Origin of the sequence: Mycolicibacter heraklionensis (assembly GCF_001021505.1) — a bacterium.
GTDB lineage: Bacteria > Actinomycetota > Actinomycetes > Mycobacteriales > Mycobacteriaceae > Mycobacterium > Mycobacterium heraklionense.
In genome coordinates this window covers 108,806-128,572 of record NZ_LDPO01000005.1, presented here as the reverse complement: position 1 = coordinate 128,572, position 19,767 = coordinate 108,806, and the positions used below count along the sequence as shown (strand labels likewise).

Here is a 19,767-nt window from a genome sequence, read left to right as displayed (position 1 = left end):
CGGCGCCTCAGCGTTCGCGGCGCAGCACCGCGGCCAGCAAGCCCATCCCGCCGACCATCGCCATCAAGCCGGGCGCTGCGATCGGCGGACCCATCGGAACGTTGTAGGACGCCATCTTCCAGCCGCCGGGCTTGCGGGCCACCCCGCGGGCATGCAGGTACTCCCCCAGCAGCCCATTGGCGGCGTATACGCCTGCGGTCAACGGCAGCCAGCGTTTGGCCCAGCGGCGGGAGAACACCCCGCCGATCCCGGCGACCACCACCGGTGGCGTGACCAGAACCGGGCTCCACATCCACTTGTTACCGAAGCCGGCCTTGTAGTGCTCGAGATAGATCTCGGCAGTCGTGACAACCGCGGCGAACGCCGTCATCGCCGATAGCGACCTTTCGAAGCGACCATGCGCGACGTTACGCAGCATCCGATCGACGATATCGCCGGCTTCGCCGATCCACTCCGCGTGACTACCTGCCCGCGCACCGGACCCGCCTGTCTCCAGCAACATCATCTGCGCATTCCGTCCCGCTCGCCGACGTTTCATCCCCAAAACCCGGCAGTACCCTGCCGCCACCGCGGTCAAACATCGCCCGACGCGCGCTTTTGGTGCCAGGTTTCGACAGCGGTGGAACGGGGAACTGATCGGGGTACAGATGAATGGAGGACGGATGCGAATCGGCGGATTGGCCGGAACCATTGTGCTGCTCTGGCTGCTGATAGGTGTTTTCGCCGCATGGCAGCGCGACTATTTCCACGGCAGCCAAACCAGTTGCGCAAATGCCGGAACCATCGCCGTCACTACGCTGGCGGGTCCCTTGAACTACTTCGGGCTCAACCCGGTCGTGTCCGATTGCCATCTGCCGCAACCCTCTTCGTTGGGTGCGGTGGGTTTGATTGTGTGAGAGAAGGGATTGGTGATGATTGCCCTCGGAGTGGTCCTGATTATTCTGGCGCTCATCTTCAAGATCAACGTCCTATGGACGGTCGGCGTCATTCTGCTGGTTGTCGGCGCGGCACTCTGGATTCTGGGCGCGGTCGGTCGTCCGGTCGCGGGGCGGCGCTACTGGTATTGATCAGGTAGTGAGCGCAACCGAAGCACGCCGCGAACAATGCGATGACCGTCGCTGCCGACGCTGATCGCGGTTCCTTCAGGCATATCGCGCTGTTCTACCGGTCGCCGCAGGAATATCTGGATTACCTGGTGCCATTCGTCGCCGAGGGCGTCGCCGACGGTCTCCCGGTCTTGGTGGCCGTACCTGAACCCAACCTCTCGCTGCTGCGCGCCGCACTCCCCAACGACGCAGTCGAATTCGTGACGCTGGCCGACATGAGCCAAGTCGGACGCAACCCGACCCACATATTGGGCGGCGTGCTGGGCACTTTCGCGGCCCGGCATCCATCGTGGCCGGTGCGAATGGTCGGCGAACCGGTCTGGAGCGACCGGTCGGAGCTGGAGTATCCGGCCTGCGTTCAGCATGAGGCCCTGGTCAATGAGGCGTTCACCGGCCGGGGTCTGACCCTTCTCTGCCCTTACGACGCAACACATCTGGACTCAGATATCCTCGTCGACGCCGAGATCACCCATCCATGGCTGGGCCACGTCGGACAACCGGACCGCACCAGCGCGGGCTTCGCTCCCGATGCCGCCTGGGTGCGCTACAACGAACCGCTGCCCAGCAGCCCAACAGCGGCAAGCTACACCCTGAACCGACTTACCGACCTGGCCGGAGCCCGCCAATTCGCCGCCAAGTACGCACGCTGGTTCGGTTTCGCCGCCGCCGAGATCGCGGACCTGCAGTTGATAGTCAATGAGCTGGCGTCCAACAGCCTGCAGCACGGACGGGGACCGTGCACCCTGCTGCTGTGGGAGGCCGACGACCAATTGATCTGCCAGGTAAGCGACACCGGCCGCTTGACCGACCGGCTGGCCGGGCGGCGGCCGATCCTCGGACTTGGCGATCACGGTTGCGGATTGTTCGTGGTCAACGCGACCGCGGATCTGGTGCGCATCCACACCGCAGCCTCCGGAACCACGGTGCAGGCGCACCTACGGATGAGGAAGTCAGCGTGATGGGCGGCTATCGAGCGGATCCCTCGGGCGAATTCGGCCACGTGGGTTGGGAATACCGGGATCGGAGCGAATTTCTGTACCGCGCGGCCGAGTACATCGCGGATGGCTTGAACCTGGGCCAGCGGGTCACCTACGTCGGAGAGGACGATCCGGTGACCATGCGGGCCAGCCTGGCTGCTGCCGGGCTCGGCGGTGATGCGGGCGAAGTGCACGTCAAGACGGTTCTGCAGCACTTCGTGTTCCGGGGCGACGTCGTCGACGCCGAGCGCATGACCGAGCGCTACGCGGCGGCCGCAGTCGAGGCCGTCGCCGGGGGCTACAACGGGCTGCGGGTCGTCATCGATACAACGTCGGCGGCTCGCACACCCGCGCAGCGCGAAGCGCAGGCCGCACTGGAGTTCCTCGGAGACCGCCGGATCGCCACGCTGCCTGTCGCGGCGATGTGCGGTTACGACGTCGCCGAACTCGGTGACGCCGCAGCCGGGTTGGTGTGCCTCCACCCGGCGGCCGGCCCCAGTTCGGTGCCATTCCAGCTGTACGCCCAGCCTGCTGGGCGCAACGCGATCGCGTTGGCGGGCAATCTCGACGCCGCGAGCGAGCCGCTGTTCGTCACCACCCTGCGGCGGGGTTCTGCCGCTGTTGTCGCACGACACCCTTGAGATCGACGCGCGGGAACTGGAGTTCGTCGGGCACCGTCAGCTCTGCCTGCTCGACCGCTACTGCGCCGCCCACGGCCGAAAGGCCGTGCTGCGCAGCGATCGAGCAGTAGTGCGCCGGCTGGTCGCCCTCCTCGACTTCGTTAACGTCCAGATCGAGACCACCTGACGCTTGAGCGTCCAGGCGTGGCGATCGCGCCCGGGCCATAGCTGTCAGCGATGCCGGCGCACCGGGCCGGCCCACAGGTCTTTCCGTGGTGTCGGAGCGGGCTCGCCGCGGTAGGTGACCGGGACCTGTACCGGCCCTTGTCGATTCGCGTTGGACGATGCCGGCGGAGGCCGCTCGTCGCCGGCCTGGTGGCGGCTACCCTGGCGCAGCCGGGCATAGGCGCCCAGCAGCTGCTGTAACTGCTCCTCCGCGTCGGCGGTCGGCGGACGGCCCGCATTGCCGGCGTCGGGATGGAGCGTGCGCAACTTGGCGCGGAAGGCATGGCTGATCTCAGCCGGCGTGGCCGCCGCTGTCACACCCAGCACTGCGTAGGGGTCGGGACTCTTGCTCATAACGCCACCAAGGGCCAAGCAGGGGTTGGTCGTACCTGATCGACTTGCCGTTCGGCCGGCGAGGCCTGCTGCCGGAGAGAGAGCGTTGACGGCAGCAGGGCCCCGTCGAACCCTGCGGTGACATCGTGCGCGGCCCACGTCATTTCGCTGCCACATCGGTGGCGATGCGCGCGCAGAACCGGGCTGCGTCGACGCGCTCACGATGGTCGGATAGCCGTGAGCGACGCACGAGAGTCACCGTCCGCTGGTGTTAATCGCGTAAGGCCATCACCTCCCTCGTCGGCAACTGCTTGACCAAGTCGGCAGCGGCATCACGGAGGAGACCGCTGCGTCGGCCACACTCGCCTGTTGCGCCGCCGCGTGGCCGAACGATGCCGGCGACTGGCTGGTAGTGGCGCATCACGCCGATCAGGAGGGGCGCCACGAAGGGCGAGCTTCGGGGGACGAGGCCGGGCGACGGGCATTTCGGTGGGTGCCGCGGTGCAGTTTCCGGGTGCCCCGGCGGTTAACAGGCGCAGCCATTCGGCGCGCACGATGCTCTCCGCCTCGTCGAGCACCTCCGCGGCCAGCGTGTCGGTGGTCATGTTGCTCACCTCCTTCACCGGGTAGCAGGCCGCCGCCCGGCCCCTCGCAATCAGGAGTTGATGGCCCGCTCGCCGTGGCTGCCGGCGACCTTGATGCGCCGCGGCTTTGCCTTCTCGGCGACCGGGATGGTCAGCCGCAGCACGCCGTCTTGATAGCTGGCCTGGATCTGGTCGGCGTCGAGATTGTCGCCGAGGAACAACTGGCGGCTGAACACGCCGCGCGGCCGTTCCGCGGACACCATCTCGCGGCTTTGATCAAGCCCCGGACGTTCGGCGTGCACCGTCAGCACATTGCGTTCGACATCGAGATCCAGGGAGTCCTCCGCGACCCCGGGCAGGTCGAACTCGACGATGAACTGGTCGCCGTCACGCCAGGCGTCCATCGGCATGACCGCCGGCCGTGCCGCGGTGCCCAGCACCTGCTGGGTCCAGCGGTCGAGATCACGGAACGGGTCGGTACGCATCAACATCATCTCCACCTCCTAGATCTGTGGCAGATCATCTATGTCTGCCGACATAGATTTTTATATAGCACTCGTGGTAGGTTCGCGCAAGAGGTGCACGAGGAATTTCCGACGAGCGGGAAGCGATGCGCAATGGTCGACGAAATGGATGGCCGATCCGGGCTTGGGGTATACGGCATCTCGGTGGCTGCCGAGTTGTCCGGTGTCGGTCCGCAGACCTTGCGGCTCTACGAGAGCCGCGGTCTGCTGACCCCGGCGCGCACCGCGGGCGGGACGCGTCGCTACAGCGATGACGATCTCGCCCGGCTGCGACGAATCACCGAACTGGTAGACATCGGCATCAATGTGGCAGGTATCGGACAGATCCTGGGCCTGGAAGCGCGCAACGCCCGATTGGAGTCCGACAACAGCAAGCTGCAATCCGACAACACTCGGCTAAGGTCGGACAACACCCAGCTGAAGTCGGACTATGCCCTGTTGGCCGCCCAGCGCGCCGACCGGGCGGCCTCGGGCGCGCCGCGAGCGCGGAAACGAAAGGGGTCGTGATGACCAACCCTGACGGGCTACCGTCGACCGAAGCCGTTCCAGAGGCAGACCTCGCGGAACAGTGGATCGGGGCCGATGACGACGACGAAGGTCTGGACCCCGCCGCCGTGGAGAATATCGCCGAGGTCGACGCCAACCCGGCCGATGTGATCGATCAGGCGATCAGCGTGCCGCTTCCCGAGGACGACTACGAGACCGGCGAGTAGCGCACCGGTGACTGGTATCGCACAGCGGGTAATTGCGGCTGCGCCCGCAGGCGCAGACCGCCACCATGAAGCGATCTGATTCGACAACGCCCTCGGGTGTCTCGATGCGCACCGGTCCGGCGATCAGGACCGGGCCGTTGCGGACGGGCTGCACCACCGTCGGCTGCCGCCCGGTCATGGCTTGTCCGCCCTGATCACCACCAGCTGTTCCACGCGGCAGCCCGGTGGCACCAAGCCGGTGGATTCCAGCCACTCGGCGCGCGCCGAGAGCACCGGGCCGAACGGGACGCTTCGGACGGCAGCGACCTCAGCAGACAGACCCGATTCCCGCAGGGTCTGCAAGGAGTGCGCGACGTCGGCGAGAGCGGATTGCACCAGCAGCAGGGAACCGCCCCTGTGCATCAGCGCCGCTGCCGACCGGCACAGCGGATCCAGCACAACTCGCCCGTCCACGCCACCGTTCCACGACCACTCCGGACCGCCCGCGGACGGGATGGGTCCACCGTTTCGCGGCGAGGGCACATAGGGCGGATTGGCCACCACGAGGTCGAAAGGGGCGCACCGTAACGCGCCACTCCACGGTCCCTGCCGGATCGTGATGTCCACGCCGGCGGCACGCGCGTTGTGCCGAGAGCAGCGCACCGCCCGCGGGCAGATATCGAACGCGGTGACACTGTCGGCGCCCAGCTCGGCGGCCGCGATGGCCGCCACGCCGCTGCCGGTACACAGGTCCAGCACACGGGCCCCGCGGGCCAACCCGGTGCGTTCGATGGTCTCGATGAGAAGATGCGAATCCTCTTGCGGCACGTAGACACCGTCCAGTTTCGGCAGCCGGCGGCGCAGCGCGCCGGGCACGCCCAAGGTGGTCATCGGCGCCTACCCGCCGTTCTTGCTACGGATGTCGCGCACCGACTGCCTGGCCGATTCGGTGAACTCATGCATCTTCTGCTTCGCGCCCTTGGTGACCACGCTGACGCGGTCCGGGTCTTTGAGGATCGCTTTGGCAGTGTTCTTGGCGATCATCTTCTCGATGTGCGGCGGCACCGGCGGGATGTCGGGGTCCACCACGACTTCCAGCACCACCGGACCGGGCGCGGAGAGCGCCTGGTCCCACGCCTGGCCGATCGTGTCCGGGCTGTCACACCGGATGCCGGTGAGTCCCAGCAGCTTGGCGAACTCGGCGTACGGCACGTCCGGGATCATCTGCGAGTCTTCGAACTTGGGCTCGCCGCCCATCGCTCGCTGCTCCCACGTCACCTGGTTGAGGTCTTGGTTGTTGAACACGCAGAAGATCAGCGGCCCGTCGGACAGCCGGTCCAGATAGCGCTTCACGGTGATCATTTCGGCCATCCCGTTCATCTGGAAGACGCCGTCACCGACAACGGCGATCACCGGCCGGTCGGGTTGGGCGAGCTTGGCGCTGATCGCATACGGGGTGCCGGGCCCCATCGTGGCGAGGTTCCCGGCCAGCGAGGCCGCCATCCCGCGCCGCAGCCGCAGGTGCCGTGCCCACCAGTTGGCGACCGACCCGGCGTCAGTGGTGACGACGGCGTTGTCAGGCAGGCGCTTGGAGAGTTCGTGGACCACCAACTCGGGGTTGAGCGGGCTGGCCTTGTCGTGGGCCCGGTCGTCCAGGACCCGCCACCAAGTCTCCACTTCGCTTTCGATCTTGCGCCGCCAGGACCGGTCCTTCTTCCGAGTCAGCAACGGGATCAGTTCGGCGAGCGTGTCTTTGGAGTCGCCGATCAGGTTGGCCTGTACCGGGTAGCGCACCCCGATCATCCGACCGTCGTGGTTGATCTCCACTCCGCGGGCCTGCCCTTCCTTGGGCAGCCACTCGGCGTAGGGAAAGCTGGTTCCGATCATGAGCAAGGTGTCGGCTCCCGACATCATGGCCTCACTGGCCGTGGACCCCAGCAGGCCGATCGGCCCGGTCACGTACGGCAGCTCATCGGGCAGCGCGGCGCGTCCCAACGACGTCTTGGCCACCCCGGCGCCGAGCAGATCGGCGGCCTCCACCACTTCGTCGGCGGCGTCGGCGGCTCCAGCGCCGACCAGGATCGCCACCTTCTCGCCCTCATTGAGGATCTCGGCGGCTTTGCGCAGTTCGTTCTGCGGCGGGATCATCCGCGGTTTGGTCCACCCGACACTGCTGAAGACGGCCCCGTGCTGGCGCGGCGGCGAAGGGACCGCTTCTTCCTCGGCGACGTCCTCGGGAAGGATGATGGTGGCCACGGTTCGGTTGGTCAGCGCCACCTTGCAGGCCCGGTCCACCAGGTGGCGGGCCTGGACCGGCGCCATGCAGGTCTGGACGAAGTCCGAGGAGACGTCCTTGTACAGCGAGTTCGGGTCGATCTCCTGCTGGAAGGCCGCGCCCAGCGACATCCGCTTCTGCTGACCGATGATCGCGACCACCGGCTGGTGGTCGAGCTTGGCGTCGTAGAGCCCGTTGAGCAGATGGATCGCCCCGCCGCCGGAGGTAGCCAGGCAGCAGCCGAGCTCGCCGGTGAATTTGGCGTGGCCGGTGGCCATGAAGGCCGCCATCTCTTCGTGGCGCGGCTGGATGAGTTCCGGGTCTCCGCCGGCCCGGTCCAAGGCCCCGATCATCGAAAGAATCCCGTCACCGGGGTAGCCGAAGATCCGGTGCACCCCCCACTGACGGAGCCTGTCGAGGATGAAGTCCGCGGTTTTCGGCATAGTTTGCTCCCTTCAACACGCACACGGTTACCCGCCAGCGGCTTTGTCAAACGGCGGGGTGCACCAGTGGTGCGCCACCTCCGGTCACGGCGTTGCGGGCTATCCGCAGGTCGTCGACGAAAGCGTCGTAGGCCTGCGCACGCTGGTCGCTGCGGTCACGCAGCACCGCCGAGGGGTGGACGGTGGCCAGAACCCTCGGCCGGCCGTTGGACCCCGCCAAGCCAGGCAGGGACAGCAGCTCACCGCGACCGGTGGAGATACGAAACGAGGGACCCAGCAGTGACTGTGCGGCGGTGGCGCCCAGGCAGACCACCACCTGCGGCCGCACCGAGTCGATTTCGGCGATCAGCCACGGCCGGCACGCCACCACCTCGGTGCGGCCCGGCTTCTGGTGGATCCGGCGTTTGCCCTCGCGGCGGGTGAACTTGAAGTGCTTGACCGCGTTGGTCACATACGCCTGCGCCGGATCGATGCCCGCGTCCCGCACCGCACGGTCCAGCAAGCGTCCGGCCGGGCCGACGAACGGGTGGCCCTCGAGGTCCTCGTGATCGCCGGGTTGCTCCCCAACCAGCATCAGCGGCGCGCCCCGCCGACCCTCACCGAACACGGTCTGCGTCGCGTCGCGGTACAGCGCGCAGCCGCGGCACTGTGCAGCCGCCTCACGCAGTGCGTCCAGCGTCCGCCGCTCCGGCAGGTAGCGCTGTGCCCCAGGCTCTTTCGTCGCCACCATTACGCCGCCAGCTCCGGCGCGATCTCGGATTCCCAGAAGGCGAAGAAGTTCTCCTGGTCTTTCCCGATCTGCTGGACGTACACCTCGTCGAAGCCGGCGTCGGCGAACTCGCGGATCCGGTCCAGATAGGGTTTGGCGTCCGGCCCGGCCGGGATTGACCGTGCCACCGCCTCGGCGGTCACCAAGCTCGACGCCTGCTCGAAATGCGCCGGCGTGGGCAAGTTCTGGCCCAGCTCACCGGGAAGATGCTCAATGGGCCACATCGCGTGTGCGGTGCGCACCGCATCGTCCTTCGACGGTCCGTAACACACCTTGAAGCCGGCCTGGGTGGGCTTGCCCATACCGCCGGCGCGATGGAACTCCGACACCAGCTCTGCCGCCGGCATGCTGCACTGGTAGCCGTCGCCGATCCGGCCCGCCAGCCGCGCCGAGCGCGGTCCGTACCCGGAGACATAGATGGGGGTCGGCCGCGGCGGCAACGTGTAGAGCCGGGCGTTTTCGACGGTGTAGTAACGCCCGTGGTGGTTGACCTGTGCGCCGGTGAACAACTCGCGGATCACCGCGACAGCCTCCTCGAGCATGCCGCGCCGAATGGCGGCCGTGGGCCAGCGCCGGCCGGTGATGTGTTCGTTCAAGGCCTCTCCGGTGCCGACACCCAAGGTGAAGCGGCCGTCGAGTTGCGCGGCGCTGGTGGCTGCCGCTTGCGCGACGACCGCCGGATGGGTCCGCACAATCGGGCAGGTGACCGCGGTGGTGATCGGCAAAGCGCAGGCCTGCGACAGCGCGCCGATCACCGACCACACGAACGGGCTGTTCCCCTGCCGGTCGGTCCAGGGGTGGAAGTGATCGGAGATCCACAGCGCCTGAAACCCGGCCTGCTGTGCCCGGACCGCCTGGCGAACCAGCTCCTGGGGAGAGAATTCCTCGCAGGACAACGCATAACCCAGGGTCGTCATGAGTCAGACATACCCGTCGTGGGCGTGACTAATCGTGGTTAGCGGTTCGGGCTCGGGTATCGGGCTCGACCTCTACATCTCGGATGCGGATCGCACCGGCGACCATGCGCTGTAGTCGGATACTCAGTACCCGCCCGGTGTCCCGTTGCCCAAGCAGGCCATTCGGGCGCCGCGGACGGCGCGGCGGTCCACGATGTTGCGGGTGTCGACCACCACCGCCCCGGCGGCGGCACAGCGGGACACCGCTTCCCAATCCAACTCGGCAAAATCGGGCCACTCGGTGAGCACCACGATCGCGTCGGCGTCCTTGGCTGCGACGTACGGGTCATCGGCGACCGCAGTGGGCAGTCGCGCGGCCCCGATCACCGCCAGCCGCGGGTCATAGGCGGTGACCTGCGCGCCGGCCCGCAGCAGCTCGGCACACACCTGGAGCGCCGGCGAGTGACGGATGTCGCTGGTGCCCGCTTTGAACGTCACGCCCAGTACCGTCACCTTCAGTTCCGACAGTGGCCGGCTCGTCTGGCGTTTCAGCATCGTGACGATCCGGTGCACCTGGGCGGTGTTGGTGCGCCGGGCTGATTCGATCTCGCGCAGCTCGACGCCCTGCGCCCGGCCGGTGCTCACCAGCGCCGCGCTGTCCTTCGGTAAACACGAACCGCCCCAGCCTGGTCCCGGCCGCAGAAAGTGCGGCCCGATCCGCGGATCAGCACCCATGCATCGAGCGATGTCGCTGATGTCGGCCCCGACCCTGCTGGAAAGCTGGGCCAGCGAATTGACGAACGACAGCTTGACCGCGAGGAAGGAATTGCTGGCGTACTTGGCCAGCTCCGCGCTCTCCAAGCTCATCCGCAAGATGATGCCGCCGGACTGGCCGTCATAGAGCTCTGCCACGCGGTCGGCCGTCGCAGCCTGCTGGGCGTCCGCGCCGATCACCACCCGATCGGGATGCTGGAAATCCTCAACGGCGAAACCTTCCCGCAGAAACTCCGGATTGGCCACGATGTGGATGTCGCGGGCGGCCAGCGTCTCACCGATCCGGCGGCAGGTCCCGGCCGGGACAGTGGATTTCATCGCCACCGCCGACCCGGGCGACAGCGTCTCGGCCAGCCGGGCCACCGCTAGTTCGACGGCACGCAGGTCAGCGCTGCCGTCTTCGCCGGTCGGCGTCGGCACGCACACGAACACAACCTCGCGGTCGGCTAGCATGCGGTAGTCGTCTGTGACACGCAGGGTTCCGTCGCCCAGCCCGGCACGCAGCAGGTCGTCGACACCCGGCTCGTCGATGGCCGTATGGCCCCCGCGCAATTCTGCGACGCGGTGCCGGTCGGTGTCGATGCAGACCGTGTTGATGCCCTTGGCCGCCAGACACACCGCGCTGGTCAACCCGACATATCCGGCTCCGACGACACCCACGGTCCGGACCGTCATGCGCACTCCGCCAGCAGCTCTCGGGCTGCGGCGATCACCCGCGCCACCGTGATCAGCATCAAGCCCGGGTGGGGCCGGTCGGCGTGAGGGTCGCCGCGGTCACCAGTCCACAAGGCGATGTGACGCCCTGAGCCGCGCGGGCCCCACTGGGCCGGTGGCGTCGGACCGAAGAGCAGTACCGAGGGAGTTCCGGTGGCGGTGGCGATGTGGCCGACTCCGGTGTCCCCGCAGACCAGCAGCCTGGCATCGCTGATCAACGCGACCATGCCGAGCAGGTCCAGCTCGCCGGCCAGCACCGACGTCGACCTCAATCCGGCATAGGCGGCGACGATTTCGGTCAGTGACCGTTCCGCGGCCGACCCGGTGACCACCACCCGATATCCCGACCGGGTGAGCGCCGCGGCGACGGCGGCGAACCGGTCCGGCGGCCAGCGCCGCGCCGGCGCGGCAGCGCCAGGATGAATCACCACGACGCCTTCCCTCCGCGGATATCCCGGCGGCCGGTCGATCCCGAGTTCATCGCCACAGCAGCCGATCCCCGCTGATTCGAGCAGCACGCACCACCGATCCACATCATGGATGTCGTCCCGCCAGAGTGGACCGCGCACGTCCGGGTAGGCGCAATTACGATGGCTGATAATGGTTTTCGCGCCCGTGGACAGCAGATCAGCAATGCTTTCCGGGCCACGCCCATGCAGATTCACCGCTACGTCCGGCACCGGACCGGCCCAGCACAGCTCCCCCAGCCTGGCGGTCGGCGCCACTTCGTCCACGCCGGTGCACCACAGCGCCAGCGGCTCCAGTACCGCGGGAGTGGCCAGCACGATCCGGGCCGACGGATAAGCCCGCCGCAGTCCCCGCAGCGCGGGAACCCCGGTCAGCAGATCTCCCAGCCCCAGCGCACGCAACACCAACACGCTGGTGTCGCCGGTCACGGCCACGATGACTCCTCGCTGGAACACACCACCATTTCCCGAATTTCACTGCCGGGAGGTTGGCGCAGCGCGAACAACACCGCTTCGGCCACCCGGTCGGGATCGTTGAGGTTGGCATCCGGCGGCGGCTTGTACTGCTCGGCGCGGCCGTCGAAGAACGGCGTGGTCATTCCGCCGGGGATCAGCAGCGTCACGCCGACTTCGCCGGCCAGCTCGGCAGCCAGCGCCCGGGTGAAGCCGACCACCCCGAATTTCGACGCGCAGTAGGCGGTGGCGTCGCTGACCGCCTTGATGCCGAGCGTCGATGCGCAGGTGACGATTCGCGCTCCCGCCGCGTCGAGATACGGCAGCGCGGCGCGGATCACCGCGGCCGTGCCCAGCAGGTTGACGTGCAACACCCTTTCCCAGTCTTTGGCCGGGACCCGATCCAGCCGACCGCAACTGTCGATACCCGCGGGGGTGAACACCCCGCGCAGCGGCTGGTCGGCGGTTCCGGCCAGATCGGCGACGGCGTCCTCCACCGCCGCGGTGTCGGCGAGATCGGCGGACCGATACGCGACATCTTCGGCCGGTTGGTTGATGTCGATCACCAGCGGTGTCCCGCCGGCGCGCCGCACCGCTCGCACCGTGGCGGCGCCCAGACCGGAGGCGCCCCCGGCGATCAAAATATTGCCCAAAGCTGCTGTCATCTCCATCTCCCGCACCTCTTCTTTCCTCGCTAGCGCACGGCTGCGATCAACTTCGACGACGAGTAGCCCGGGATGGTGGGCAGCACCATCACCTGGCCGCCGTTGCGCCGCACCGTGTCCGCCTCGGGCAGCTCCACCCCGCCGTAGTCGCCGCCTTTGACCCAGATGTCGGGCCGCAGCCGCTCCAGCACCGCGGTCGGCGAGGTCTCATGGAAGATCGCCACCCCGTCCACACAGGCCAAGGCCGCCAGTACCCGAGCGCGGTCTTCAGCGGCCACCACCGGACGCCCGGCGCCCTTGAGCGTGCGTACCGAATCGTCGGAGTTGATCAGCACCACCAGCGCATCGCCCAGATCGCGAGCCCGCCGCAGCAACCGGATGTGTCCGGTGTGCAGCAGGTCGAAACACCCACCGGTGGCCACCAGGGTGCCGCCGCGGTGGCGGACCCGCTGCGCCAGTGCGCTCACCGCTGCCATCCCGGTCACCGCGCCGCCCGGTGTGGCCAGGTCGATCCCGCCCGGGATCGGCATGACGCTGGACACTGCGGCCGCACCGCCTGTCAACACGAAGCGCGACGCCGCGGCGACCGCAGCCGTGGCCGCCGCCAGCGCGTCGGCGCCGTCAGCCAGGGCAAGCGCGGCGGCCACCGCGAAACGGTCACCGGCACCGCAGGTATCGCTGTGACCGCCGGCGGTGCCGGGCGAGCGGATGTGGTGCGCGGCATGCCCGGCGTCGGCGAACAGCGCGCCGCCGGCGCCCAAGGTGATGCTGACCGCGCCGGCATCCCACGCTCGCCGCAGTGCGTCGGCCCGCTGCCCGCCGCCGCAGGACGGCGCAAAGGTTTTCGCCTCATTCTCGTTCGGCGCAGCCAGCGCGCACCCCGGGATCGGCACCGCGCCGCGCGGGTGCGGGTCCCAGACCACGGGTGTACGCGCCGCCGTGGTGGTCAGTGCCGAACGCAGCCCCTCGTGAGCAGCGACGCCGTGACCGTAGTCGGCGACGCACACCGCGGCTGCCTCGCCGAGCAGTTCAGTGATCTCGGCGGGAAGTCGCTTGTCGGCTGCGTAGCCGTCGCCGTGGTCGACGCGCACCACCGACTGCCCCCCGGCGCGGATCCGGATCTTGCTGAGCGTGCCGCCGCACAGCGGCAGCCCGATCACCCGGATGCCCGGGTAGTCGTCGGCGAAGATCCTGGCCAGGCTACGGCCGGTGGCGTCGTCGGCGGTCGCGGTAATCAGGACGACGTTGGGATACTCGCGGGCGGCCAGCACCGCCGCCAGCCCGGCTCCCCCGGGCCGCTGCCAGATCCGCTCCGGGTCAACCACCGGGACCGGCGCTTCCGGTGACAGCCGGCTGGCCATGCCGTCAACGTCGACGTCGAGCATCGTGTCGCCCACCACCACAAGCGGTTTCATCTGCGTGTCCGATCCGTGTCGAGCAGCACCGCGTCGACGGCCATGCACAGGCTGTGCAGCAGCAGCAGGTGGATCTCCTGCACGGTGGCCGTCGAATCGGCGTCTACGCCGATCCCGTCGTCGCTCATCGCCAGCAGGGGGTTGGGCGCCGGCCCGGTCAACGACCATGTGGTCACACCGATCTCCTGCGCCGCCTTGACCGCGGCAAGCACGTTGCGGCTGGTGCCACTGGTGGACAGCGCGATCAACACGTCACCGCGCCGGCCATGGGCACGCACCCCTCGAGCGAACATCTCCTCGGCGCCGTAGTCGTTGACGATCGCCGTGCTGGCCGAGGTGTCGGCGTGTAATGCGATGGCCGACAGCGGTTCTCGTTCATGATGGAAGCGGCCGACAAGTTCTGCGGTCAGGTGCTGAGCCTCGGCGGCACTGCCGCCGTTGCCGCAAGCCAGCAACCGCCCGCCGCCGGCCAGCACCTCGGCCAGTCGAGCACCCCACTCCGAGAGCTGGGCGGCCGCCGGGCGCACCCGGACGATCGCTCGCTGCAGCTCCGCCATATGCCGTGCGATCATGCCGCACCTCGACTTTCGATTTGGGCCACGGCCGCCACCACCTCGTCGGCAGCGATGCCGTCCAGACAGGGATGGCCCGCAACCGGGCAGTCTCGTGCCCGGCTGCCACGGCAGGGCGCCGTCTGGTCGCCGCACAGCACCACCGGAACTCCATACGGACTCCAGCGACCGGCGGGCACCACCGGCGCGAACAGCGAGACCACCGGCGCGCCGACCGCCGCAGCCAAATGCGCGGGCCCGGTGTTGGGCGCCACCACCACCCGAGCGCCGGCGAACACCGCGCCGAGGTCGGCCAGCGTGGTGCGGCCACCCAAGTCGGTTGCGGCGTCACCGGCGACCCGAGCGGTGAGCTGCCGATCGGCGGCGGTGCCGGTGACGACGACGTGATGGCCGGCCCGCGTCAACGCCTGCACCAGTTCTGCGGACTTTCCGGCCGAGGGCCGCCGGGCCGGTACCGCGGCTCCGGGATGGAATGCCACGTAGTCGCCGCCGCGCAGCGCCGCCCGCAGTGGTCCGGAAAGCCGCGGTAGCGGCTGGACCCGTAAGCGTCCGTCATCGCCGGGGGGCAGCTGCCAGCCGGCGGCCTGTGCCAGCGACAGTGCCCGTAGCGGCTCGGGCACGTCGCCGGGGTCGGGGTGACGCAGGTCCAGCAGATGTCCCGGAAAGTCGGAGCAGATCGCCCCGATCCAGGCCACTCTCGCCATCCGGCCGATCAGCGCCAGCGGCAGCGGCGACTGGTGAAACGAGGTGAGGACCAGCAGCGCGTCTGGCCGTTCAGCCGCCAGCACGTCGACCAGTTGCGTCACCGCACCCGCGGTGACCGGTCCTGCGTCGAAGTCCACCCAGCCGGCGCTCCACCGCACCACGCGGTCCACTCCGGGCAGCATCTCAGCGGCCGCACCGCCGCGCGGACCGGCCAGAAACACCACCCGGTCGTGCGCTGCGGCGACGGCCCGCACGGCGGGGCCGGAGATCAGCACGTCACCGAGGCTGTCCAGCCGCGCCACCACCGCGGTGCTCATCGAACCTCCTTGAGCACCAACGTCACTGCCGCGTTCAGTGAGCGGGCAACCGCGGCGTTGGCGCGAGCGTCGGCGATTTCGGCGTCCCGGGTGCGCCGGGTGGGGACCAGGATCGCGTCGGCGTCGGCGGCCCGAGCGGCGGCCACGTCGCCACCGGTGTCGCCGATCATCACACAACGGCGAGGCTGCACATCCAGCGCGTCGGCCGCCGCGGACACCAGCCCCGGGGCCGGCTTGCGGCACGCGCAGTCGTCGCCGTCGTCGTGCGGGCAGACCTGCCAGCTGTCGAACGGACCGAGCAGTTCGTCGACCCGGGAATTGACCGCAGCCAACTGCTCGGGGCTGATCAAACCTTTCGCCACCCCGGACTGATTGCTGACCACCGCGAGCCGCAGGCCGTGGCGGCGCAGCCGCTTCAACGCCCGGCGGGCGTGCGGCAGTGGAGTCACTCGGTCCGGGTCCGCCAGATACGGGCCGTCGTAGATCAGGGTGTCGTCACGGTCCAGTAACACCGCCAACGGTGGTTCGGTCAGCGCGTTGCGGAACCGCAGTGCGCCCCGGATGCGCTGCGCCACCGCCACCGGGGGAATGAGCGCAGTGGACACCAGCATCGCGGCGATCTCGCGGGGACTCCGCGGGCCGGCGGCGATGCGGCGCAGGGCGAATTCGGCGGTGAGTCCAAGCCAGCCCAGCCCTCCGATGCGCAGCAGCACCCGACTGCGGGCGAGCATGCCCAACACGGCCACTAGCCCGGCGCCACAGGTGATCACGTGCAGTGGCAACCGTCCGGGGCCCTCGCCGACGGCCGCGCGCCACCCACGGCCGTGCTTGCGGCGCATCAGCGCGTCGTCGCGATTACCGCGCTGAGCGGCGACGCTGCTCAACACGCTGCTGCGCGCCGACGTCCGGGCCGCTATCGGATGCACCGATTCCCGGGTCCCGACGGTGATTCGGCCACCGCTTCGGGTGACGCGCAACGCAAGGTCGGCATCTTCGCGATACGCCCGCGGAAAGCGTTCGTCGAAGCCACCGCAGGCCACCAACGCGTCGCGCCGGTAGGCCATGTCAGCGGTGATCCACCGGGCATCGGCAAGGCGCAGCGTGCGCCGTTCGTCGTCGAACGGTCGGCGGTCCGCCGGCTCCGGCACCACGATCTTGGCCTGTGATCCCATCACCTCCGGGCCGGCACCGGACAGATCGGCTTCCAAACGCGCGCACCAGTTCTGACCAGGAACCACGTCGTCATCCAGAAAGCAGATCCAGTCCGCACGGGCGGCGCGCCAGCCGACGTTGCGCGCTGCGGCCGGGCCTCGCCCGCCAGAGCGCAACACGGTGATCGAGAGAAAGCCCGTCGCCGGCCACAGTGGCGTGGGTCTGCCCGGCCGGTCATCGACGATGATCACCTCACCGGCCGGCAGCCGATCGCCCTCGCCCAGCGCCTCCAACAGCCGATTCAGCGAGGAGCGTCCGATCGTCGGGATCACCAGCGCATAGGTCGGGATCATTGGGAGTGCCGCCGAATCAGGAAGGGCCCCAAGGCCAGCGCATCGATCGGCGCGCTGCCAAAGCACTCCAGCGCGTCACGCGGGCTGTCCACCATCGGCCGGCCGGCGGTGTTGAAGCTGGTATTGACGACCACCGGCACCCCGGTGCGCTCGGCGAACACGCTGATCATCCGATGCAGCAGCGACTGGTCGGCATCCACCGTCTGAATGCGGGCGGTGCCGTCAACGTGGGTGGCGGCGGGAATGCGGTCGCGCCACCCCTCGGCGACGTCGTGCACGAACAGCATGTACGGACTGGGCAGCGGTCCGCGGGCGAAGATCTCCGCGGCACGCTCGGCAAGCACCATGGGTGCGACAGGACGGAACTGTTCGCGGCCCTTGACCCGGTTGAGCCGCTCCAGGTTGGCGGCCCGGCGCGGGTCCGCCAGCAGCGAACGGTTGCCCAACGCGCGGGGGCCGAACTCCGAACGGCCCTGGAACCAGCCGACGATGCCGTCGCCGGCCAGAATCTCGGCGACCGCAACGGCGATGTCATCGGGGCGTTCATAACGGATGTCCGCTTCGGCCAGGTCGGCGGCGATCTTGTCGTCGGTGAAGGATCGGCCCAGCGAGGCCGATGCCATCGGCGCGATTGGCTCGCCGTGTTCGGCCGCCACGGCCAGCGCCGCGCCCAGCGCGGTCCCGGAATCGCCGGCGGCCGGCTGCACCCAGATCGTATGGAAGTCACCGCGTTCGAACAGGGCGGTGTTGGCCACGCAGTTGAGCGCCACTCCGCCGGCCAGGCAGAGGCGGTCTGATTTGGTGTGCCGGGCCAGCCAGGACACGGTGTCGGCGAGCACCTGCTCGACCACTTGCTGAACGCTGCACGCCAGGTCGGCGTGCGCCGGATCCAGCACCTGCTCGCCGCGACCGCGTGGCCGGGTGAACTCGCACCAGTCGACGCCCAGCGTGCGAAACGTGCCGTCTGGGCAGGAGTACACCAGTTCGCGCAGCCGATCGGCGTAGGCGGGCCGGCCGTACGAGGCCATTGCCATCACCTTGTATTCATCGCTGGAGCGGGTGAACCCGAGGTGTTCGGTGAGTTCCTCGTACAGCAGGCCCAACGAATGTGGCAACGATTGGGAGGCAAGGACATCCAGCTTCTGGTCCCGGTACTCACCGGCCAGCATCGAGGTGGCCTCACCTCGGCCGTCCACCACCAGCACGGCGCTGTCGCCGAAGGGAGAGGCCAGCACCGCCGACGCCGCGTGGGCGACGTGGTGGCGCACATGGCGCACCACTCCTGGATCCAGACCGGGCAGCGCCGCGGCGAGAAACCGCGGGGCCCGGCGCGCGTACAGGGTCCGCAGATATTCCCAGTCGCGGTCCTGGCCCGCTATCACGCCTGCATGGGTCTCTGCCAGCGCCGGGTCGTAGGAGTAACCGACCGCGTCGAGGTCGGCAGGCCCAATGCCGCCCTGTTCCAAACACCAACGGGCGGCTCGGACCGGCAGCTCCCAGGTGGAGAAGGCCACCGCCTCCTTGCCGTGTTTGCGCCGGCTGAACCGCTCTTCCTCGGCCGCCGCGACGATCTGGCCGTCGACGACAAGGGCGGCCGCAGGGTCGTGGAAGACCGCGTTGATGCCCAAGACTAGCACCCGACCTCCCCCCGACTGCGTGAAGCGCTTCGCTATCGCAGTGGAGATACCCAACAGAACCGCTGCTAAACGGAAGTCAGAACCGCTCCGCTAAACCGTTGCGGCGAAGTCGATCTGGTTTCGGAACCAGGCGATGGTGGTGTCGAGCCCTTCGGCGGGGCCGACCTTCGGCTCCCAGCCCAGCAATTCGCGGGCCCGCCGGATATCGGGGCAGCGTCGGCGCGGGTCATCCTGTGCGGCGGGGACATGCCGGACCGGCGATGTGCTCCCGGCCCGCTCACGGATCAGTTCGGCGACTTGCAGCACGGTGAGCTCGTCTGGGCCGCCGATGTTGATCGGGCCGGTGACGTCATGCGTAGCCAGGGCGATCAACCCGGCGATCGTGTCGTCGACGTAGCACAGTGATCGAGTCTGCCGACCGGTGCCGGCGACGGTGATCGGTTCGCCGCGCAGGGCCTGACCGCAGAACGTGGGCACCATCCGGCCATCGTCGGGTCGCATTCCCGGCCCGTAGCTGTTGAAGATCCGAGCTACCCCGACGTCGGCGTCGCGCGCTCGGCGGTAGGCGAAGGTCAGCGCCTCGGCGAAACGCTTGGCTTCGTCGTAGACACTGCGTACTCCAATGGGATTGACGTTGCCCCAGTAGCTTTCGGGTTGCGGGTGCACGAGCGGATCGCCGTAGACCTCACTGGTGGAGGCCAGCACGAAGCGGGCCCGGCAGGCCTCGGCGATACCGAGTGCGACCATGGTGCCCTGGGCGCCTACCCGCAGCGTCGCTATCGGCATTCGCAGATAATCCGGTGGCGAGGCCGGCGAGGCCAGGTGGAACACCGCGTCCAGCGGCCCGAGCCGGCCGGGGTCCTCAAACCCCTGGACGATGTCGTGCTCGATGAACTCCAGGCCGGAAAGCCGCTGTACCGCAGAAAGATTGGCCGCAGAACTGGTGGACAGGTCATCCACACACCAGACCCGCTGCGCACCGTCAGCGAGCAGCCGGGCACACAGCCGGCTACCGAGGAACCCGGCACCTCCGATGACCAGAACCCGCTCGAGCGCTCGCATCGCTACCACATCCGGATGGGCCCGACCCCCCGATCGG

General features: G+C 68.7%; 24 protein-coding genes. 7 read left to right on the top strand and 17 right to left on the bottom strand.

From position 1 onward, the window contains the following. Positions 1-7: 7 nt before the first annotated feature. Positions 8-418 carry a hypothetical protein gene (locus tag ABW16_RS08705; RefSeq protein WP_412178190.1) on the bottom strand — a complete coding sequence of 137 codons (411 nt, stop codon included), beginning with the start codon at positions 416-418 and terminating at the stop codon, positions 8-10. Between the two features lie 244 nt (positions 419-662). Here ABW16_RS08705 and ABW16_RS08700 point away from each other — a divergent pair, with 244 nt between their 5' ends. The 5 genes from ABW16_RS08700 to ABW16_RS23835 are packed head-to-tail and all read left to right on the top strand — an operon-like array spanning position 663 to position 2,890. Beyond that, positions 663-896 (top strand): hypothetical protein, encoded by a 234-nt coding sequence (locus ABW16_RS08700; protein WP_082134006.1) that lies wholly within the window; start codon positions 663-665, stop codon positions 894-896. Between the two features lie 15 nt (positions 897-911). Further along, positions 912-1,067: a DUF6131 family protein gene (locus ABW16_RS26360; RefSeq protein WP_220696846.1), complete on the top strand. Its 156-nt coding sequence runs from the start codon at positions 912-914 to the stop codon at positions 1,065-1,067. Between the two features lie 41 nt (positions 1,068-1,108). Then, the gene (locus ABW16_RS08695) at positions 1,109-2,065 is read left to right on the top strand and encodes a sensor histidine kinase (RefSeq protein ID WP_047318751.1); all 957 of its coding nucleotides are present in this window, start codon (positions 1,109-1,111) and stop codon (positions 2,063-2,065) included. Further along, on the top strand, positions 2,065-2,724 hold the full coding sequence (locus ABW16_RS08690) for an MEDS domain-containing protein (protein WP_052956816.1): 660 nt from the start codon (positions 2,065-2,067) through the stop codon (positions 2,722-2,724). Before ABW16_RS08695 ends, ABW16_RS08690 begins: the two co-directional genes overlap by 1 nt. Next, positions 2,705-2,890, top strand: coding sequence for a hypothetical protein (locus ABW16_RS23835; protein ID WP_052956815.1), 186 nt, complete (start codon positions 2,705-2,707; stop codon positions 2,888-2,890). The genes ABW16_RS08690 and ABW16_RS23835 overlap by 20 nt, the downstream gene beginning before the upstream one ends. 44 nt (positions 2,891-2,934) lie before the next feature. On the opposite strand, the gene ABW16_RS08685 is transcribed toward ABW16_RS23835, so the two are convergent. Then, the gene (locus tag ABW16_RS08685) at positions 2,935-3,282 is read right to left on the bottom strand and encodes a J domain-containing protein (protein ID WP_047318750.1); all 348 of its coding nucleotides are present in this window, start codon (positions 3,280-3,282) and stop codon (positions 2,935-2,937) included. Positions 3,283-3,916: 634 nt separating this feature from the next. Further along, positions 3,917-4,339, bottom strand: coding sequence for an Hsp20/alpha crystallin family protein (locus ABW16_RS08680; RefSeq protein WP_047318879.1), 423 nt, complete (start codon positions 4,337-4,339; stop codon positions 3,917-3,919). A 135-nt stretch (positions 4,340-4,474) separates the two neighbouring features. Between ABW16_RS08680 and ABW16_RS08675 the strand changes: the two genes are divergently transcribed. Then, positions 4,475-4,876: a MerR family transcriptional regulator gene (locus tag ABW16_RS08675; protein ID WP_109519538.1), complete on the top strand. Its 402-nt coding sequence runs from the start codon at positions 4,475-4,477 to the stop codon at positions 4,874-4,876. Continuing rightward, a complete protein-coding gene (locus ABW16_RS08670) occupies positions 4,876-5,082 on the top strand; it encodes a hypothetical protein (protein WP_047318748.1) in 207 nt (68 codons plus the stop codon). The genes ABW16_RS08675 and ABW16_RS08670 overlap by 1 nt, the downstream gene beginning before the upstream one ends. Here the strand turns inward: ABW16_RS08670 and ABW16_RS24285 are convergent. From ABW16_RS24285 to ABW16_RS08605, 14 genes are all read right to left on the bottom strand, one after another. Further along, on the bottom strand, positions 5,039-5,260 hold the full coding sequence (locus tag ABW16_RS24285) for a CDGSH iron-sulfur domain-containing protein (protein ID WP_082134005.1): 222 nt from the start codon (positions 5,258-5,260) through the stop codon (positions 5,039-5,041). The two genes, ABW16_RS08670 and ABW16_RS24285, sit on opposite strands and share 44 nt — an antisense overlap. Continuing rightward, positions 5,257-5,952: a HemK2/MTQ2 family protein methyltransferase gene (locus tag ABW16_RS08665; RefSeq protein ID WP_047318747.1), complete on the bottom strand. Its 696-nt coding sequence runs from the start codon at positions 5,950-5,952 to the stop codon at positions 5,257-5,259. The genes ABW16_RS24285 and ABW16_RS08665 overlap by 4 nt, the downstream gene beginning before the upstream one ends. Positions 5,953-5,958: 6 nt before the next feature. Continuing rightward, positions 5,959-7,779, bottom strand: coding sequence for a thiamine pyrophosphate-requiring protein (locus ABW16_RS08660; protein WP_047318746.1), 1,821 nt, complete (start codon positions 7,777-7,779; stop codon positions 5,959-5,961). A 46-nt stretch (positions 7,780-7,825) separates the two neighbouring features. After that, on the bottom strand, positions 7,826-8,509 hold the full coding sequence (locus ABW16_RS08655; protein WP_047318745.1) for a UdgX family uracil-DNA binding protein: 684 nt from the start codon (positions 8,507-8,509) through the stop codon (positions 7,826-7,828). Then, positions 8,509-9,465, bottom strand: coding sequence for a TIGR03557 family F420-dependent LLM class oxidoreductase (locus ABW16_RS08650; RefSeq protein WP_047318744.1), 957 nt, complete (start codon positions 9,463-9,465; stop codon positions 8,509-8,511). The genes ABW16_RS08655 and ABW16_RS08650 overlap by 1 nt, the downstream gene beginning before the upstream one ends. Positions 9,466-9,588: 123 nt before the next feature. Next, entirely contained in the window at positions 9,589-10,893 is a 1,305-nt protein-coding gene (locus ABW16_RS08645; RefSeq protein ID WP_047318743.1) for a UDP-glucose dehydrogenase family protein, read from the bottom strand. Beyond that, entirely contained in the window at positions 10,890-11,834 is a 945-nt protein-coding gene (locus ABW16_RS08640; RefSeq protein ID WP_233424727.1) for a glycosyltransferase family 9 protein, read from the bottom strand. The genes ABW16_RS08645 and ABW16_RS08640 overlap by 4 nt, the downstream gene beginning before the upstream one ends. Beyond that, a complete protein-coding gene (locus ABW16_RS08635; protein ID WP_047318877.1) occupies positions 11,825-12,517 on the bottom strand; it encodes an SDR family oxidoreductase in 693 nt (230 codons plus the stop codon). The genes ABW16_RS08640 and ABW16_RS08635 overlap by 10 nt, the downstream gene beginning before the upstream one ends. 29 nt (positions 12,518-12,546) lie before the next feature. Further along, on the bottom strand, positions 12,547-13,932 hold the full coding sequence (locus tag ABW16_RS08630) for a PfkB family carbohydrate kinase (protein ID WP_047318742.1): 1,386 nt from the start codon (positions 13,930-13,932) through the stop codon (positions 12,547-12,549). Next, positions 13,929-14,504: a D-sedoheptulose-7-phosphate isomerase gene (locus ABW16_RS08625; RefSeq protein WP_047318741.1), complete on the bottom strand. Its 576-nt coding sequence runs from the start codon at positions 14,502-14,504 to the stop codon at positions 13,929-13,931. Before ABW16_RS08625 ends, ABW16_RS08630 begins: the two co-directional genes overlap by 4 nt. Continuing rightward, a complete protein-coding gene (locus tag ABW16_RS08620) occupies positions 14,501-15,526 on the bottom strand; it encodes a glycosyltransferase family 9 protein (protein ID WP_047318740.1) in 1,026 nt (341 codons plus the stop codon). The genes ABW16_RS08625 and ABW16_RS08620 overlap by 4 nt, the downstream gene beginning before the upstream one ends. Then, positions 15,523-17,031 carry an HAD-IIIA family hydrolase gene (locus ABW16_RS08615; RefSeq protein WP_047318739.1) on the bottom strand — a complete coding sequence of 503 codons (1,509 nt, stop codon included), beginning with the start codon at positions 17,029-17,031 and terminating at the stop codon, positions 15,523-15,525. The genes ABW16_RS08620 and ABW16_RS08615 overlap by 4 nt, the downstream gene beginning before the upstream one ends. Continuing rightward, positions 17,028-18,668: a carbamoyltransferase family protein gene (locus tag ABW16_RS08610; protein WP_047318738.1), complete on the bottom strand. Its 1,641-nt coding sequence runs from the start codon at positions 18,666-18,668 to the stop codon at positions 17,028-17,030. Before ABW16_RS08610 ends, ABW16_RS08615 begins: the two co-directional genes overlap by 4 nt. 90 nt (positions 18,669-18,758) lie before the next feature. Further along, positions 18,759-19,730 carry an NAD-dependent epimerase/dehydratase family protein gene (locus ABW16_RS08605; protein ID WP_047318737.1) on the bottom strand — a complete coding sequence of 324 codons (972 nt, stop codon included), beginning with the start codon at positions 19,728-19,730 and terminating at the stop codon, positions 18,759-18,761. Positions 19,731-19,767 lie beyond the last annotated feature (37 nt).